Source organism: Pseudomonas sp. S2_F03, assembly GCF_054668335.1.
The window spans coordinates 3846225-3863170 of the sequence record NZ_CP162759.1; the positions used below are offsets into that span (position 1 = coordinate 3846225).

18 protein-coding genes and 1 pseudogene are annotated in these 16946 nt (G+C 56.2%); 17 read left to right on the forward strand and 2 right to left on the reverse strand.

The window, feature by feature from the left end; all coding sequences use genetic code 11:
* The first annotated feature begins 5 nt into the window (after positions 1-5).
* From nosZ to AB4N76_RS17945, 5 genes and pseudogenes are all read left to right on the forward strand, one after another.
* The gene (gene nosZ, locus AB4N76_RS17925; RefSeq protein WP_460163328.1) at positions 6-1925 is read left to right on the forward strand and encodes a TAT-dependent nitrous-oxide reductase; all 1920 of its coding nucleotides are present in this window, start codon (positions 6-8) and stop codon (positions 1923-1925) included.
* Positions 1926-2000: 75 nt separating this feature from the next.
* Positions 2001-3263, forward strand: coding sequence for a nitrous oxide reductase family maturation protein NosD (locus AB4N76_RS17930; protein WP_460163329.1), 1263 nt, complete (start codon positions 2001-2003; stop codon positions 3261-3263).
* The gene (locus AB4N76_RS17935) at positions 3260-4183 is read left to right on the forward strand and encodes an ABC transporter ATP-binding protein (RefSeq protein ID WP_046046013.1); all 924 of its coding nucleotides are present in this window, start codon (positions 3260-3262) and stop codon (positions 4181-4183) included. Before AB4N76_RS17930 ends, AB4N76_RS17935 begins: the two co-directional genes overlap by 4 nt.
* Positions 4180-5011: pseudogene (locus AB4N76_RS17940) on the forward strand (ABC transporter permease). The gene AB4N76_RS17935 and the pseudogene AB4N76_RS17940 overlap by 4 nt, the downstream one beginning before the upstream one ends.
* A 24-nt stretch (positions 5012-5035) precedes the next feature.
* Positions 5036-5548: a nitrous oxide reductase accessory protein NosL gene (locus AB4N76_RS17945; protein WP_046046015.1), complete on the forward strand. Its 513-nt coding sequence runs from the start codon at positions 5036-5038 to the stop codon at positions 5546-5548.
* Between the two features lie 69 nt (positions 5549-5617).
* On the opposite strand, the gene AB4N76_RS17950 is transcribed toward AB4N76_RS17945, so the two are convergent.
* Complete coding sequence (locus tag AB4N76_RS17950; RefSeq protein ID WP_460163330.1) at positions 5618-5932, reverse strand: c-type cytochrome; 315 nt, start codon at positions 5930-5932, stop codon at positions 5618-5620.
* A gap of 760 nt (positions 5933-6692) precedes the next feature.
* On the opposite strand from AB4N76_RS17950, the gene AB4N76_RS17955 reads away from it, so the two are divergent.
* Complete coding sequence (locus AB4N76_RS17955) at positions 6693-7043, forward strand: ArsR/SmtB family transcription factor (protein WP_460163331.1); 351 nt, start codon at positions 6693-6695, stop codon at positions 7041-7043.
* Positions 7044-7080: 37 nt separating this feature from the next.
* Positions 7081-8151, forward strand: a complete 1071-nt coding sequence (locus AB4N76_RS17960; protein ID WP_460163332.1) for a flavin-containing monooxygenase — start codon at positions 7081-7083, stop codon at positions 8149-8151.
* Between the two features lie 53 nt (positions 8152-8204).
* Here the strand turns inward: AB4N76_RS17960 and AB4N76_RS17965 are convergent, their stop codons facing one another.
* Positions 8205-9407, reverse strand: coding sequence for an MFS transporter (locus AB4N76_RS17965; RefSeq protein ID WP_460163333.1), 1203 nt, complete (start codon positions 9405-9407; stop codon positions 8205-8207).
* Positions 9408-9545: 138 nt separating this feature from the next.
* Between AB4N76_RS17965 and AB4N76_RS17970 the strand changes: the two genes are divergently transcribed.
* The 10 genes from AB4N76_RS17970 to AB4N76_RS18015 all read left to right on the forward strand — a co-directional run bounded on the left by AB4N76_RS17970 (position 9546) and on the right by AB4N76_RS18015 (position 16946).
* Positions 9546-10043 carry a MarR family winged helix-turn-helix transcriptional regulator gene (locus AB4N76_RS17970; RefSeq protein WP_092238472.1) on the forward strand — a complete coding sequence of 166 codons (498 nt, stop codon included), beginning with the start codon at positions 9546-9548 and terminating at the stop codon, positions 10041-10043.
* A gap of 64 nt (positions 10044-10107) precedes the next feature.
* Complete coding sequence (locus tag AB4N76_RS17975) at positions 10108-10611, forward strand: arsinothricin resistance N-acetyltransferase ArsN1 family A (protein ID WP_460163334.1); 504 nt, start codon at positions 10108-10110, stop codon at positions 10609-10611.
* 11 nt (positions 10612-10622) lie between these two features.
* Complete coding sequence (locus AB4N76_RS17980; protein WP_460163335.1) at positions 10623-11978, forward strand: FAD-dependent oxidoreductase; 1356 nt, start codon at positions 10623-10625, stop codon at positions 11976-11978.
* A 321-nt stretch (positions 11979-12299) separates the two neighbouring features.
* Positions 12300-12713 (forward strand): arsenate reductase ArsC, encoded by a 414-nt coding sequence (locus tag AB4N76_RS17985; protein WP_046056646.1) that lies wholly within the window; start codon positions 12300-12302, stop codon positions 12711-12713.
* Positions 12714-12722: 9 nt separating this feature from the next.
* Positions 12723-13094, forward strand: a complete 372-nt coding sequence (locus tag AB4N76_RS17990) for a metalloregulator ArsR/SmtB family transcription factor (protein WP_010455862.1) — start codon at positions 12723-12725, stop codon at positions 13092-13094.
* A 27-nt stretch (positions 13095-13121) separates the two neighbouring features.
* Positions 13122-13592 carry an arsenate reductase ArsC gene (locus tag AB4N76_RS17995; protein WP_169888951.1) on the forward strand — a complete coding sequence of 157 codons (471 nt, stop codon included), beginning with the start codon at positions 13122-13124 and terminating at the stop codon, positions 13590-13592.
* 17 nt (positions 13593-13609) lie between these two features.
* Positions 13610-14683, forward strand: a complete 1074-nt coding sequence (arsB, locus tag AB4N76_RS18000) for an ACR3 family arsenite efflux transporter (protein ID WP_169888953.1) — start codon at positions 13610-13612, stop codon at positions 14681-14683.
* Positions 14676-15392 carry an arsenical resistance protein ArsH gene (arsH, locus tag AB4N76_RS18005; protein WP_169888955.1) on the forward strand — a complete coding sequence of 239 codons (717 nt, stop codon included), beginning with the start codon at positions 14676-14678 and terminating at the stop codon, positions 15390-15392. Before arsB ends, arsH begins: the two co-directional genes overlap by 8 nt.
* Before the next feature lie 12 nt (positions 15393-15404).
* Positions 15405-15917: a phosphatase domain-containing putative toxin gene (locus AB4N76_RS18010; protein WP_460163336.1), complete on the forward strand. Its 513-nt coding sequence runs from the start codon at positions 15405-15407 to the stop codon at positions 15915-15917.
* Between the two features lie 24 nt (positions 15918-15941).
* The gene (locus tag AB4N76_RS18015; protein ID WP_460163337.1) at positions 15942-16946 is read left to right on the forward strand and encodes an ArsJ-associated glyceraldehyde-3-phosphate dehydrogenase; all 1005 of its coding nucleotides are present in this window, start codon (positions 15942-15944) and stop codon (positions 16944-16946) included.

Here is a 16946-nt window from a genome sequence, read left to right on the forward strand (position 1 = left end):
AACCCATGAGCGATAACAAGTCGAAAAAAGATCATGAAACGGTGAAGGGCACAGGCCTTAACCGACGCGGTTTCCTCGGCGTCTCAGCCCTGACCGGCGTTGCGCTGGCGGGTGGTACGGCCTTGGGTAGCGCGGTATTCAGCCGCGAGTCCTGGGCCGCGGCGGCCAAGGACGCGCAGTCGAAAATTCATGTGGGGCCGGGCGAGCTGGATCAGTACTACGGTTTCTGGAGCGGCGGCCATCAGGGTGAAGTGCGGATCATGGGCGTTCCATCCATGCGTGAGTTGTTGCGCATCCCGGTGTTCAACGTTGATTCCGCTACCGGCTGGGGCCTGACCAACGAAAGCAAACGGGTCATGGGCGACAGCGCCCACTTCCAGAATGGCGACTGCCACCACCCGCATTTGTCCATGACAGATGGCAAGTACGACGGCAAGTACCTGTTCATCAATGACAAGGCCAACAGCCGCGTTGCGCGTATCCGTCTGGACATCATGAAGTGCGACAAGATGCTCACCGTGCCCAACGTGCAGACCATTCACGGGTTGCGTCTGCAGAAAATGCCGCACACCAAGTACGTGTTCGCCAATTCCGAGTTCGTCATTCCGCACCCCAATGACGGCAGCACCTTCGACCTGCAGGACAAGAACAGCTACACGATGTTTAACGTCATTGATGCCGAAAAAATGGAGATGGCCTTCCAGGTGATCGTCGAGGGCAACCTCGATAACACCGACGCCGATTACACCGGCAAGTACGCGGCCTCGACCTGCTACAACTCGGAGAAGGCCTACGACCTGGGCGGCATGATGCGCAACGAGCGCGACTGGGTGGTGGTGTTCAACATCCCGCGCATCGAAGCGGCGATCAAGGCCGGCAAGTTCATCACCCTGGGTGACGCCAAGTCACCGGTGGTCGATGGTCGCAAAACCGAGGGCAAGGACAGCGAGTTCACGCGCTATATCCCGGTGCCGAAGAACCCCCACGGGATCAATATGACCCCCGATGGCAAGTACTTCATCGCCGCCGGCAAACTCTCGCCGACCTGCACGATCATCGCCACCGCCAAGCTGGATGATCTGTTCGACGACAAATTCAAGGACCCGCGCGACGTGGTGGTCGGTGAGCCGGAGTTGGGTCTTGGCCCGCTTCACACCACCTACGACGGTCGCGGCAATGCCTACACCACGCTGTTTATCGACAGCCAGGTGGTGAAGTGGAACGTCGATGAGGCCGTTCGCGCGTACACCGGCGAGAAGGTCAACTGCATCAAGCAGAAACTCGACGTGCAGTATCAGCCGGGCCACAACCATGCCTCGCTGACCGAGACCAGTGAGGCCGACGGCCAGTGGCTGGTGGTGCTCAGCAAGTTTTCCAAGGACCGCTTCCTGTCGACCGGTCCGCTGCACCCGGAGAACGACCAGTTGATCGATATTTCCGGCGACGAGATGAAACTGGTGCACGACGGCCCGGCCTTCGCCGAACCCCACGATTGCGTCATGGCCCGTCGCGACCAGATCCGGACCAAAAAGATCTGGGACCGCGACGACCCGTTTTTCGCCGAGACCGTGGCGGTCGCCGCCAAGGACGGGATCAAACTGGAGACCGACAACAAGGTCATCCATGACGGCAACAAGGTGCGCGTCTACATGACCTCGATGGCCCCGGTCTACGGTGTCACCGAGTTCACCGTCAAGCAGGGTGACGAGGTCACGGTGACCATCACCAACATCGATAAGGTGGAGGACGTGAGCCACGGTTTTGTCATGACCAACCACGGTGTGAGCATGGAGATCAGTCCGCAGCAGACCTCATCGATCACCTTCGTCGCCGACAAGCCGGGGTTGCATTGGTATTACTGCAGCTGGTTCTGCCATGCGCTGCACATGGAAATGGTCGGCCGAATGCTCGTCGAGAAGGCTTGAGCGGCTGGGCACATCGGGGCCGCGAAAAAGGTAAACGCAGTGTGCAGATCCCTGGCAGATGACTCACTACACGGCATGGCACTTTTGGTGTTGGTGTTGCTATCGGTATTCGCCCAGGCGTCGCCACGGCCCATCACCGAGCTGCCCCTGCAACCCGATGGCGATCACCACTGGACGTTGCCGGCCGGAGAGTACCCAGGGCAGTTCAGTGTCGATCAGCCGATGCAGATCGATTGCGAAAAAGGTGCGGTCATCAATGCCCAACGGCAGGGCAACGCGCTGTTCATCAGCGCCCCCGACGTGCGGATCGAGGGGTGCACATTGCTCGACTGGGGGCGCGACATGACGGCGATGAACGCGGCAATTTTCATTGGTCCCAAAGCGCAGGGCGCGGTGATACGCGGTAACCGCATGAAAGGGCCAGGCTTCGGCATCTGGGTGGACAGCACTCACGATGTCAGCTTGATCAACAATGATATCGAAGGCGACCCGAGCATTCGCTCCCAGGATCGCGGCAACGGGATTCATCTGTATGCCGTGCACGGCGCCAAGGTGATCGGTAATCACGTGCGGTTGACCCGCGACGGGATCTATATCGACACGTCGAACGGCAACCTGCTGCAGGGCAATACCCTGGAGGACCTGCGCTACGGCGTGCATTACATGTACGCCAACGACAACCAGTTGCTCGGCAACACCACCCGCCGCACACGCACCGGCTATGCCTTGATGCAGAGCCGCAAACTGACGGTGATTGGCAACCGGTCCGAGCAGGACGAGAGCTACGGCATCCTGATGAACTACATCACCTATTCCGAGTTGCGCGACAACTTCGTCAGCGACGTGCGCAGCGGTTCCGCCGATGGCGGCATGGTCAGCGGTGCCGAGGGCAAGGCGCTGTTCATCTACAACTCGCTGTTCAATGTCATCGAACACAACCATTTCGAACGCAGCGCGGTGGGGATTCACCTCACTGCGGGCTCCGAAGACAACCGGATCGCCGACAACGCCTTCGTCGACAATCAGCAGCAGGTCAAATACGTCGCCACCCGCTTGCAGGAATGGTCGGTGGATGGCCGGGGCAATTACTGGAGCGATTACCTGGGCTGGGACCGCAATAACGATGCGGTGGGCGATGTGATCTACGAGCCCAATGACAACGTCGACCGTCTGCTGTGGTTGTATCCGCAGGTTCGTCTGTTGATGAATAGCCCGAGCATTCAATTACTGCGTTGGGTTCAGAGCAGTTTTCCCGTGACGAAATCGCCGGGGGTCAAAGACAGTTTCCCGTTGATGAACCTTCCGACGATGCCTCAAACACAGCGGCCGACCTTATGAACGTCGTCGAGATCGAAGGCGTAAGCCAGCGTTACGGCAGCATGACCGTGTTGCGCGATTTGACCCTGAGTCTGGGTGAAGGCGAGGTGCTGGGCTTGTTTGGCCACAATGGTGCGGGCAAGACCACGGTGATGAAATTGATCCTTGGTCTGCTCAAGGCCAGCGCCGGTCAGGTGCACGTCCTCGGTTGCCGACCGGCACAAGCCGACGTGCGTCGCCAACTGGGTTACTTGCCGGAAAACGTGACGTTCTACCCGCAACTCAGTGGCCGCGAAACCCTGCGGTATTTCGCTCGCCTCAAAGGCGCAGCCCTGACGCAAGTGGACGACTTGCTCGAGCAGGTCGGCCTTACGGGGGCCGCAGACCGACGGGTGAAAACCTATTCCAAGGGCATGCGCCAGCGGCTGGGCCTGGCTCAGGCAGTGCTCGGCGAGCCGCGTCTGTTGCTGTTGGACGAGCCCACGGTGGGGCTGGACCCGATCGCCACCCAGGATCTTTATCTGTTGATCGACCGTCTGCGCCAACAGGGCGCGAGCATCATCCTTTGCTCCCATGTGTTGGCAGGCGTCGAGGCGCATATCAACCGTGCGGCAATCCTGGCCAATGGCTGCTTACAGGCGATCGGGAGTCTGTCCAGCCTGCGCGAAGACGCCGACTTGCCGGCGCGGATCCGTGCCAGTGGTCTTTCCCGGCGCGAGCAGTGGTTGCAGCGCTGGAATGCCGCCGGGCACACCGCCACGGCCATCGGCGGCAACGGCGTCGAGGTAATGGCTGTCAACGGCCATAAAGTCGATCTGTTACGCCAGTTGTTCCACGAGGATCAGCCCCAGGACATCGAGATACTGCAGCCATCCCTCGAGGACCTCTACGGTTATTACATGAATCGTGCGACTACCGGCACAGAAGGCCCTCATCCATGAAACAGATTTGGAGTATCGCCGGCAAAGAGTTCAGCGACGGGCTGCGCAATCGCTGGCTTCTGGCAATCAGTCTGTTGTTCGCCATTCTGGCGGTGGGTATCGCCTGGCTCGGCGCGGCGGCATCCGGGCAAGTAGGCTTCACGTCGATTCCGGCAACCATCGCCAGCTTGGCCAGCCTGGCGACGTTCCTGATGCCGCTGATCGCGCTGTTGCTGGCCTACGATGCCATCGTCGGCGAGGACGAGGGCGGCACGCTGATGCTGTTGCTGACCTATCCGCTGGGCCGTGGACAAATTCTGTTGGGCAAGTTTGTCGGTCACGGCCTGATCCTGGCTTTGGCCACGTTGATCGGATTTGGCTGTGCCGCCGTGGCCATCGCCCTGTTGGTCGATGATGTCGAGTTAGGGCTGTTGCTCTGGGCGTTCGGCCGTTTCATGGTGTCGTCCACACTGCTGGGCTGGGTGTTCCTGGCGCTGGCTTACGTGTTGAGCAGCAAGGCCAGTGAAAAATCCAGTGCCGCCGGAATGGCGTTGGGCGTGTGGTTCCTTTTTGTATTGGTGTTCGATCTGGCGCTGCTGGCGTTGCTGGTGCTCAGTAAAGGCAGCTTCAACCCGGACCTGTTGCCGTGGTTACTGCTGCTCAACCCGACCGACATTTATCGCCTGATCAATCTCTCCGGTTTCGAAGGCAGCGGCAATGCTGTCGGCCTAATGGCATTGAGCAGCGATTTACCGGTACCGGCTTCGTTGCTCTGGCTCTGTCTGCTGATCTGGGTTGGGGGTTTCGTTGCTGCTGGCCTACTGGATGTTTCGCCGTCGGCTGTCTTGATTTTTTACACTCGGGAACAATGAGATGAACACTCTGTACCTGGCCTGGCTCCGCGCCCTGGTCGTCATCCTTACCTGTTTGGGATTGGCGGCGTGCAACGATCGCGCAGAGGAAAAGCAAACCCTTGGGCCCGTGGCCTTCCATCAGAGTGACGAGTGTCATGTCTGCGGGATGGTCATCGCCGACTTTCCGGGGCCCAAGGGCGAGGTCGTGGAAAAAGGCACGGTCAAGAAATTCTGCTCCACTGCGGAAATGCTCGGATGGTGGCTTCAACCGGAGAATCACCACACTGAGGCGAAATTGTATGTGCACGACATGGGGAAAAGTGCCTGGGAGAAACCCGACGACCATTTTCTGATTGATGCAACCAAAGCCTACTACGTCGTGGGTACTGGGCTTAAAGGTTCCATGGGTGTGGTCCTGGCGTCATTTTCCGAAGAAGCGACCGCACGCAAACTGGCCAGCGAGCAGGGCGGCAAGGTGTTGCGCTTTGAGGAGATCGATCTGAGTCTTTTGCAGCAAACCCCGACGATGTAGTCGAGTGGCCCGTTTCGCAGAAGAGAGCGGGCTCGCTTCTGCGGTTTGGGTGTTTTTTCTCGGGCAATCCTACTTCAGCGTCAGGATCCAGTCGGCCAAGGTCTTGGCTTCTTCATCGGTCACCTGGTTGGCCGGCATTGCGATCGGCCCCCATTTGCCTGTACTGCCTTCTTTGATGCTCTTGACCAGAGTTGCCGATGCGTCGGCCTGGCCGGCATATTTGGCCGCCACTTCCTTATAGCCTGGCCCGACCATTTTGGCGTCGATCATATGGCAGCCAACGCAGGGTTTACTCTTGAAGAGCGCCTCGCCATCAAGGGCCTGAGCTGACTGCAGAGTCAGCGCGGCACCCAGGGCCAGCAATGGAACAAGAATACTTTTCATCAGTGTCTCCTCAGACAATGAAGCAGATTCGAGTCGACCTGCTCCCGGATTATCCAACAGGCATCGTGTTGAATATTATGAAGTTTATATTTATGGTCAGGCAAGCTTGTTTCTGCATCGGCGAATTATTATTGATACGCCAACCGCTTGTGTGAAAGGTAGCCTTGCCACTCTCATTAGATGCTTAGTTTTTTGTAAATGTTCATTTTATTAGGTGTATTTATAGGGTGGTAGGCCATTATCTAGATTTAATCGCCGCTTGCTCTTTGTTGGCTGAGTCGCATTCAGGAATTATTGCTTCGTTACGCTAGATTGCTTGACGTTGAATTTTATGGTTTGAATCGACAATATTGGGCGTATGAAGATTAGATGGTTGTAATTAATTAGTTTGAAGATCATTGTTCGCTGACTGACTTTTATTTGTTTTAGCATTAAAGTTTTTTCAGAAGATACGGTCGCCGACGCTTGCCTACCGCCCCTGGTAAAATGAGGTCGCACAACGCCCCATGGTAACTCGAACTAAAGAGCGAGCGCAGATAGCCTTCCTCGATGGGTCCGCTTTTGGCTGCTCTCTGCCTGTCACGACCGTCTGCTTTTGGCCGTTTACTGCCCGTCGTGGAAGGCAGAAATCGACCCAGAACTGATGGTCGAATTCATCATTCTGGAGCTTGCAGTCATTGATCAGGCGCTATTGATATCTGTTGTTGACGTTCATTCGGTCAATTGACGCGTGCATGGATATGCACATATAGTCATCCGCATGACAAACCGAACCTCTACGCGTTCCCGTGCAATTGATGCTGCCATCGACTCTCTCGATGGAGCCTTCTTCAAAGCTCTGTGCGAGCCGTCGCGGGTAGCTGTGCTCAAGCGAGTCATGCAACTGGGGCGAGCAGATATCGGTGAGATTGCCGAAGGGCTACCTCAAGAGCGTTCAGTGGTGTCCCGTCATCTGCAAGTCCTATTAGAGGCCGGCATCGTCCGCGCTACCAAGGTCAGCAGGCAGATGTTCTACGAGGTGGATGGACCGGCAGTGGTGACACGACTCGAAGCCATGCTTCAGCACATGAAGAGTCTGGCTCCGTTTTGCTGCCCTGGTGTATCTGAGTAGTTTTTTATCATTCCAATATATGCATGAGTGCGCATACATGAACATAATTAATGAGCCCACGGATGTCATCGTTATTGGTGCGGGCCAAGCTGGGCTCGCGTGCGGTTGGCATCTGCGGCAGCAGAATCTCAGTTTTCTCATACTGGATGCTGAGAGCCAGCCAGGTGGAAACTGGCGCAACTACTACGACAGCCTAAGGCTTTTTTCCCCTGCTGCTTACTCATCGTTACCTGGGATGCCCTTTCCAGCTGAAGCCAAGCACTATCCGCTACGCGATGAAGTCGTACGTTATTTGGAGCAGTACGCGGACGCTTTCCAGCTACCCATTCGGCAGAACATACGCGTCCAGAGAGTGCGTAGGGAGGATGGACTCTTTTTGCTTCAGGCATCTGATGGTCAGCGTTTCTGCTCAAAAGCATTGATCGTTTGCACTGGCGGATTCAATCAGCCGTTCATCCCTGACATTCAGGGGCTGGGGAGTTTTCGCGGGCAACGTTTACACAGTGCTGATTACCGAAATGTCGACCGCTTGAGTGATCAACGAGTAGTGGTCATAGGTGCGGCCAACTCAGCTGTACAAATTGCCCATGAGTTGGCTCAAGTCAGCAGCGTCGTATTGGCGACAAGGGAATCGATTCGGTTTTTTCCGCAAAAGATCCTCGGTGTGGACTTTCATGCTTGGCTCAAGTGGACAGGGATGGAGAAGACTCGTTGGCTGAATGACCAAAGTACCCCTGTGCTGGATGATGGCACCTATCGTCGAGCGATCAAGCGGGGACTTTTTGAGCGCAAGCCAATGTTCACGGAGATAACGTCAACGGGCGTGATCTGGGCTGATGGGCAGCACACTGACGTAGACAGTTTGGTTTTCGCGACCGGGTTTCGTCCGGACCTTGGTTTTTTGGCAGGTCTGCATGTGGCGGGCAATGAAAGCCTGACCCAACGCAAGGGGAAGGCGGAGCACGTGCCGGGTTTGTATTTTGTGGGATTACCGAAGCAGCGCAACTTTGCTTCGGCAACCCTTAGAGGCGTTGGACCGGATGCTTCTCACATCATCCCTGGCTTGATGCGCTTCATTCACAATGCATCGTATCCAGTGTTCGCTTGATGCTGGGTATCGACTTTTTTCTGCTCAACACGGCGTCTACCGGAAAATCATAATTATCTGCGTTTTTGCGTAATTGGCAGACGCCAAGTGGCGATGAAGCACAGCAACAGAAACCCGCACATCACGCTAAGCAGTACCGATGCTCCGAAGCTGTCCAGAACGTAAGCGGCGGCGATCGGACCGCAGGCTTGGGCGACCAGGACGGGTCTTGCGAGCAGTCCCATTCGTGCGCCATATCCTTGAGGCCCGAACAGCGCCAAGGGGAGGGTGCCGCGAGCGATGGTGAGGATGCCGTTACCGGCGCCGTAAAGTGCTATCGCTACAAAGGCGAGCCAGGGCAGGCCTGAAATCAGCAGTCCAAGCCCGATCAAACAAAGCAACACACCGGCTCGTGCGGACCAGGTTGGATGGAGGTTCCTACCTATGGAAAACTCCGCCACCCGTGCCAGGACTTGCGAAGGACCAATCACCATGCCGATGGCCAAGGCAACGGCAGTCGCGATTCCCAATTGCTTGAGGACATTGAGTAGGTGTACTGAGATACCTGATACGACCAACGCCAGAACCGTCAGCATGGCGGCAATCAACAAGAACAATTGGTTGGTGGCCCTAGGGCGAAGCTCGGATGCATTGGGTGATACTACTGTTACGGGATGGGGCGGTTGTTTTGTGCTTCCAGGAATCAACAGCGCATGAATGGGCAATCCGATTAGCAGATGAGTTGCGGCGATGGTAAAGCAGGCGTTTCTCCAGCCGATCCAACTCTCCAGTCCCGCTATCACCGGCCAACCTATGGTGCTGGCGAAGCCACCCAACAAGGTCAGCCCGGTGATTGACGTTCGAGCCTCCTCCCCGAAAAGTCGTCCCAGGGTTGAGAACGCCGCGTCGTATAAGCCTGCCGCCATGGCAACGCCGATCAGGGTCCAGGCGACATAGTAGGTGGCAACGTTTTCCGCGAGCCCCATCAATAGCATCCCGAGAGCCAGCAGCAGTGAACTGGCGGCTAGGACCGAACGCCCACCATGGCGATCAATCTGACGACCAACGGCCGGCGAGGACGCTCCCGCTATCAGCAGCCCCCAAGACAGGCCACCCACCACATTGGTGATGGACCATCCCGTCTCTTTGGCTATCGGAGACGCAAGCACTGCGGGCAAGTAGTAGGTCGAACCCCAGGCGAGAATTTGAGTAAAACCCATCACCCATACAAGTCTGGAGCGATTGATCGGGGGATGGGTCTGTTCTGGAAGTGTCATGACCGACGTGCTCATTTTTTTGTTGTCAGTAACAACAAGCTATCGCCTTCCTTTGGTTATCGTCAACCGAGAGATCGGTGTTGACGCTTTCGGGATACCAGGATTATTGTTGCAGCTAACAACTAATTTGTGACGGTTATGACGAAGCGTAAAAACGATCAGCTGACTCAGGATTCCGAGGACCTATACGAAGCGTTGAATCAGTTGGTTCGCGTCCATCAGTTCCGTGATCGTGATCGGATTTGCTGTTACGACGTATCGGTCACCCAATGCTATGCCGTCGAGACGCTGGTCAAAAGGGGCGCGCTGCGCCTTCAGGTTTTGGCCGAAGAAATGTTCTTGGACAAGAGCACGGCGAGTCGAGTGATCGATACCCTGGAACGCAAGGGGTATGTGTCACGTGTTGAGGATGATGAAGATCGGCGTGCAGTACGAATCCAGGCAACGGATGCTGGGCGTGAGCTATACGAGAAAATCAGAGCTGACCTGATTGCAGAGGAGCGAGCGATGATCGAGAACCTGTCAGCTGAAGCCAGGCAGGGAGCGCTGAGTTTGCTCAGGCAGATCACGCGGGCCACGGAGATTCGCTGCGGGCTCGTGAATGAGTGCTGCCCAGCCGTGAAGAGCAAGGAATGAAAGAGAAGAACTTCCCTTTTTTTGCCAATAATGTTGTTACTACCAACGTAATGGGGCTCCAACAATGCGAGTTCGTTTAGCTGAAACTGAAGACACTGTTTCAATAGCCGCCATCTACAACCAGGGGATCGAGGAGCGTAGCTCTACGTTTGAAACGACTCCTCGAAGCCCGGCAGACATGCTTGATCGCATCAAATCAATGGAGCGCTATCCAGTGTTGGTCATGGTCGATGAGACGGATCAGGTTGTTGGATGGGCAGGACTCAGTAGTTATCGCGCTCGTGCCTGTTACGACGGCATTGCGGATTTTTCCATTTACCTAGATCGCAGTGTTCGCGGCCAGGGGCTAGGCAAACAGTTACTTCAGGCACTGCTGAAAGAAGCCGAAGCTCGCGGATTCTGGAAAGTCCTTTCACGCATTTTTACCTTCAATCACTCCAGCCTCGCATTGTGCGAAGCCTGCGGTTTCCGCCAAGTGGGGGTATATGAAAAACACGCCTGCCTAGAAGGACGTTGGCTCGACTGCGCGATTGTCGAGCGCCTGTTCGCGAACAATCAGCCAACCTGAAGGAGTCGATCATGGATAACACTCACCTTCCCGTCGCCATAATCGGTGCAGGCCCAGTGGGCCTCGCCACAGCCGCTCACCTGCTGGCCAGAGGTATCACTCCGCTGATCCTGGAAGCTGGTCCGGAGGCTGGGGCCAGCATTGAAGAATGGGCGCATGTGAAGATGTTCTCTCCGTGGCAGTTCAATGTGGACAAGGAGGCGGCCAATCTTCTGCTGGCCGATGGTTGGACTCCACCACCGGAGAGCGAGTATCCAACGGGTCGTGAACTGCTGGACCGGTTTGTTCGACCTTTCGCCGACCTCGAACAGATCAAGCGTCACTTGCAGTTCAATACCCGTGTTCTGGCAGCCACTCGCGTCGGTCAGGATGTGATGAAGACCCAGGGCAGATCGGCAGCTCCTTTTTTACTGCGTGTCGCAGGGCCGGCGGGTGAACAGGATGTGCTTGCCAGTGCTGTCATTGATGCCTCGGGCACCTACCTGACACCAAACTGGATGGGCGCCCATGGCATCCCTGCATTGGGCGAGATCGAGCATGCAGCGCACATTGCGTACGGCATTCCGGAGGTGCTGGGTCGTGCGCGGAATCGCTATGCCAACAAAAGAGTGCTGGTGGTGGGTGGTGGTCACTCCGCGTTTAACGCCCTACAGGATCTGGTGCGTCTGATTCAGGAGGCACCGCAAACCAAAGTGCTATGGGCGATCCGGGGTAATTCTCTTGAGCGCATTCTGGGTGGTGGTGCGAATGATCAATTGGAAGAGCGCGGAAAGCTCGGCCTGAAGATTCGCCAATTGCTGAATGACGGCGTGATCGAGCTGTTCAAAAACGTCGCTATTGATCAGGTTGTAGGCAATGGCCAAGGGTTGGTTGTGAAGGCGGGAGACCAGATACTTCCACCTGTGGACCAAATCATTGTGGCGACCGGATTCCGACCTGACATGAGCCTGCTCGCCGAGTTGCGTATCGCACTTGATCCCGCAACTCAAAGCGCAGTGTTGCTCGCTCCAATGATCGATCCCAACGAGCACAGCTGCGGTACGGTCAGACCTCATGGCGCGATAGAACTTGCCCATCCTGAGGAAGGTTTGTTCATTGTTGGGATGAAGAGCTATGGTCGGGCGCCTACGTTCTTGTTGATGACTGGGTATGAGCAAGTTCGCTCTGTCGTCGCGGCGCTGGCGGGTGATTGGGATGCGGCCAAAAGGGTTGAGCTGATCCTCCCGGAAACGGGCATTTGCAACTCGGATTTCGATGAAGTCGATGATCGCTTGAAGGATTCGGCAAGTCAGACGTCTTGTTGTGGCACCGGAGAGACAATCCTTGAGGCCGCGCCTCGTACCTCGCCGGGTTGTTGCAAAGCCTAGTGCGCAGCAACCGAACCCGCCCTCGATGACCGGGGCGGGTTAGGGGCGACCTTCTTATTTTCTTTTGCACGTCCAGGTAGTCCTTGAACCAAGGAGCGACCTATTTCTGGGTGAGTAACAGATTCATTACAGAAACCATATATACACCGCCGCAGATATTTGAAGAGACACGGAAGGCTGGCTAGCGCCTTAATACACAGCTTTCATTGAAGGTGCTCGGCGGAGTCCAATCGTTTTGATGGATTAATGGGTCGTTGACTCTTTACCTTGCATGCGGAAAAACATATATTCGTTAAACCGCATATGAGCTGAGGCTTCACAATGACCAGCAAAGCCCGTGTCCTGTTCGTCTGTACTGCCAACGCTGCACGCTCCCAGTTGGCCCAAGCGTTGCTGAGGCATACCGATTCGGAGCATTTCGAGGCGTTCAGCGCCGGCACAACTCCAACTCAGGTAGATCCGCGCACCTTCGAGGCGCTTTCACACATCGGTGTGAGCACCGAAGGATTACGTAGCAAGTCGATAGACGAATTCCGTGGTGAGCGTTTCGATTACGTCATCACCTTGTGTGATAAAGCCGCAGCGGAATGCCTGTCTTTACCTGGAGCGGGTGAGGCATTGGCCTGGAGTTTTGAAGACCCGGTCACCAGCACCAAACCCGATGCCTTCCGTCACACCCTTCACGAAATTCATGAGCGCATCAAGATGTTCGTCTTGGTCAAAAACAAACACTGAGAAAACGATATGGCTGACCATCTGACACCGACCACTGTTTTCAAATGCCTTGCTGACGACACTCGGGTCCGCACGATGATGCTCATCACCCGTGAAGGAGAGCTTTGTGTTTGCGAGCTGACCTGCGCGTTGAACGAGAGTCAGCCGAAAATCTCCAGGCACCTGGCGCAACTGCGTACTTGCGGCCTGTTGTCGGACCGTCGGCAAGGCCAATGGGTGTATTACCGACTGCACCCGAATCTCCCTGATTGGGTTCATCAAGTGCTGACCACCGTGCTGGAAAGCAACAAGCACTGGTTGAGCCCTGATGCCAAACGCCTTGATGAAATGGGTGACCGTCCTGAACGGGCAGCCGTGTGCTGTGAAAGCAAAATCGCCTGATTCCGCCTTCGACTACGAGATCGCTCGATGAAAATCCTGTTCCTCTGCACTGCCAATAGCTGTCGCAGCATCCTTTGTGAGGCGGTTTTCAATCACTTGGCACCGGAAGGCATGAAAGCCTACAGCGCGGGCAGTCAACCCAAAGGCGAAGTGCATCCGCTGAGTCTCAAAACTTTGGAAAACGCTGGTATGTCGACGCTCGGGCTGTTCAGTAAGTCCAGCGATGTCCATGTGAATTTGGCACCTGATTTCGTCATCACGGTGTGCGACAAGGCAGCTGGTGAAGCCTGCCCGGTATTTTTTGGACCCGCCACCAAAGCCCACTGGGGGCTGGCTGACCCTTCGGAATACCAGGGGACTCAAGAAGAGATCGAGGCGGCTTTTGAAGCCACCTTGGAGCAGATCAAAACCCGTATTGAAGCTTTCTTGGCTTTACCGCTTGCCCAACTGAGTGCCGAACAGCTCAAGGCAGAGCTGGCCCTGATTGGCACGCTGTAACCACAGGAGCAATGACCATGAGTAAAAGCCGCCTTTCCTTCCTGGACCGATACCTGACCCTGTGGATTTTTCTCGCCATGGCCTTGGGCATCGGTTTGGGGAGCCTGTTCGAAGGCTGGCCGCAGTGGCTCAACAGTCTTTCTGTGGGCACAACCAACGTCCCCATCGCTATAGGCTTAATCGTGATGATGTATCCGCCTCTGGCCAAGGTTCGTTATGAGGAACTGCCGGAAGTCTTCAAGGACAAGCGCATCCTCGTTTTGTCTTTGGTCCAGAACTGGGTCATCGGCCCGGTGCTGATGTTCGCACTGGCGATCATTTTCTTGCGGGACCAGCCGGAATACATGACTGGCCTGATCCTGATCGGCTTGGCTCGCTGCATCGCGATGGTGCTGGTCTGGAATCAGATCGCAGGTGGCAACAATCAGTACGTCGCCGGATTGGTGGCGTTCAACAGCATCTTCCAGATCCTGTTTTTCAGTGTGTATGCCTGGGTCTTCCTTGGTCTGCTGCCGCCGCTGTTTGGATTGGAAGGCAGTGTGATTGAGACCAGCTTTGTCAGCATTGCCGAGTCCGTCCTGATCTACCTGGGTGTGCCGTTCCTGGCAGGCTTCCTGACTCGCAAGATCCTCATTGCCCGTAAAGGTGAAGCTTGGTTTCAGGAGCGCTTCATTCCAAAGATCAGCCCGCTGACACTGGTGGCACTGTTGTTGACCATCGTGGCCATGTTCAGCCTCAAGGGTGATGTGGTGCTGCAATTGCCGCTGGATGTATTGCGTATCGCGATCCCTCTGACGATCTACTTCGTGGTGATGTTTTTCATCAGTTTCTGGATGGGCAAGCTGCTCAAGGCTGACTACCCGCGCACCACCGCATTGGCTTTCACAGCCGCAAGCAACAACTTCGAACTGGCGATTGCCGTGGCCATTGCCACCTTTGGCCTGGCTTCCCCGGTCGCCTTTGCCACGGTGATTGGTCCGCTGGTGGAAGTACCGGTACTGATTTCCCTGGTCGGTGTGGCCCTTTGGCTGAAACGCCGCTGGTTCGATGAATCCAAGAGCGCCATTGCGCAGGACAAAGACTATGTTTGATGACCACATCCCCCAACTCGATACCGAACTGGTCGATCTCCCATCGACTGACAAGCTGGGCATCGAGAAGACCTCTATCCATAAGCCACGCATTTTGCTGCTGTACGGATCGACCCGTGTGAGGTCCTTCAGTCGCCTGCTGGTCGAGGAGGCCGCTCGATTGCTGGAGCACTTCGGCGCCGAGGCGCGGGTTTTCAATCCGTCGGGCTTGCCGCTGCCAGACGACGCTCCCGACGATCACCCCCGTGTGAAGGAACTGCGCGAGCTGATGCTGTGGTCCGAGGGGCAGGTCTGGTGCTCTCCAGAACGTCACGGTTCCATGAGCGCAGTGTTCAAGGCGCAGATCGACTGGGTGCCACTCGCGATGGGCGCGGTACGCCCGACCCAGGGCAAAACCCTCGCGGTCATGCAGGTATGCGGTGGCTCGCAGTCGTTCAACGTGGTCAATCAGCTACGAGTGCTGGGACGTTGGATGCGCATGTTCACCATCCCCAACCAATCCTCTGTGCCGAAGGCCTATATGGAATTCGACGACAACGGCCGGATGAAACCTTCTCCGTTCTACGACCGTGTCGTTGATGTGATGGAAGAGTTGGTGAAATTCACGCTGCTGCTTCGTGACCGCCAGGACTATCTGGTTGATCGTTATTCCGAGCGCAAAGAGTCAGCGGAAGAACTCATGAAACGTGTCAATCAGCGCTCCATCTGAGGATATTTCACCGTGCAACAACACCCTTATTCCGTACTGCCTCTGGCACAGTTCAATGGCCAATTGATCTTCACCCCGTGCCCAGGCACGAAGGACACCCGACCTTTCGAGGCGTTGCAAACCCTTAAGGATGCAGGTGCATCGGCGTTGCTGACGCTGATGCCATCCAAGGAGTTGCTTCAGAACGAGATCGACCTGCTGCCCGAAGAATGCCAGATGCTCGGCATCGAGTGGTTTCACCTGCCAGTAGAAGACGATCAAGCCCCTGGCGAAGCATTTAAAGCCGCATGGGCGCAACACCATCCGCGACTCCAGCAGCTGCTGACCGAAGGGAAAACCATCGCCATCCATTGCAAGGGCGGCTCGGGCCGTACCGGTTTGGTCGCCGCTCAACTGTTGATCGAGAGCGGTGTGCCATTCAGCGATGCCATCCGCGATGTTCAGTCGTTGCGTCCGCGTGCCATTCAGCATCCAGCCCACATTGAGTACATCGGCCAGTTCGACACCCAGTCGAACTCCCACTGACCAGCAGATACAGAGCACAACAACATGGCTATCAAAGTTGGCATCAATGGTTTCGGTCGGATCGGTCGCCTCGCTCTGCGAGCAGCCTGGAGCTGGCCAGAGTTCGAGTTCGTGCAGATCAATGATCCGGCAGGTGATGCAGTAACCCATGCGCACCTGATCAACTTCGACTCTGTGCACGGTCGTTGGCACAACGAAGCCAGTGCAGAAGGCGATCATGTTGTGATTGGCGGCAAGCGCATCAAGGTGACCGCGAACAAAGCGATTGCGGACACCGACTGGTCGGATTGCGATCTGGTGATTGAGGCCAGCGGCAAGATGAAAACCGTCGCTGTGCTTCAGGCTTACCTGGATCAGGGCGTTAAGCGTGTGGTGGTCTGCGCTCCGGTGAAGGAAAAAGGCGCGTTGAACGTCGTCATGGGCGTCAACCATCAGCTGTTCAAACCGGCTGAACATCGAATCGTCACCGCTGCTTCTTGCACCACCAACTGTCTGGCACCCGTGGTGAAAGTGATCCACGAAAAGCTGGGCATTCGCCACGGTTCGATCACCACCATCCATGACCTGACCAACACCCAAAGTATTCTCGATCAGCCGCACAAGGATCTGCGCCGTGCGCGTGCTTCGGGGATGAGTTTGATTCCGACCAGCACCGGCTCGGCCACCGCCATCGCCGAAATTTTCCCGGAGCTGCGTGGACGACTGAATGGTCACGCCGTACGTGTGCCGCTGGCCAACGCTTCGCTGACTGACTGTGTCTTCGAGGTCGAGCGGGCCACCACTGTCGAAGAGGTAAATCAGTTCCTCAAGGACGCTTCCGAGAACGAGCTGAAAGACATTCTTGGTTTCGAGACGCGTCCATTGGTGTCCATCGACTACCGTACCGACCCTCGCTCATCGATTATCGACGCGCTGTCGACCATGGTCATCAATGGCACCCAGGTCAAACTCTATGCCTGGTACGACAACGAATGGGGCTATGCCAATCGCACCGTCGAACTGGCCAAAATGGTCGGTCGGGCAGTCTAA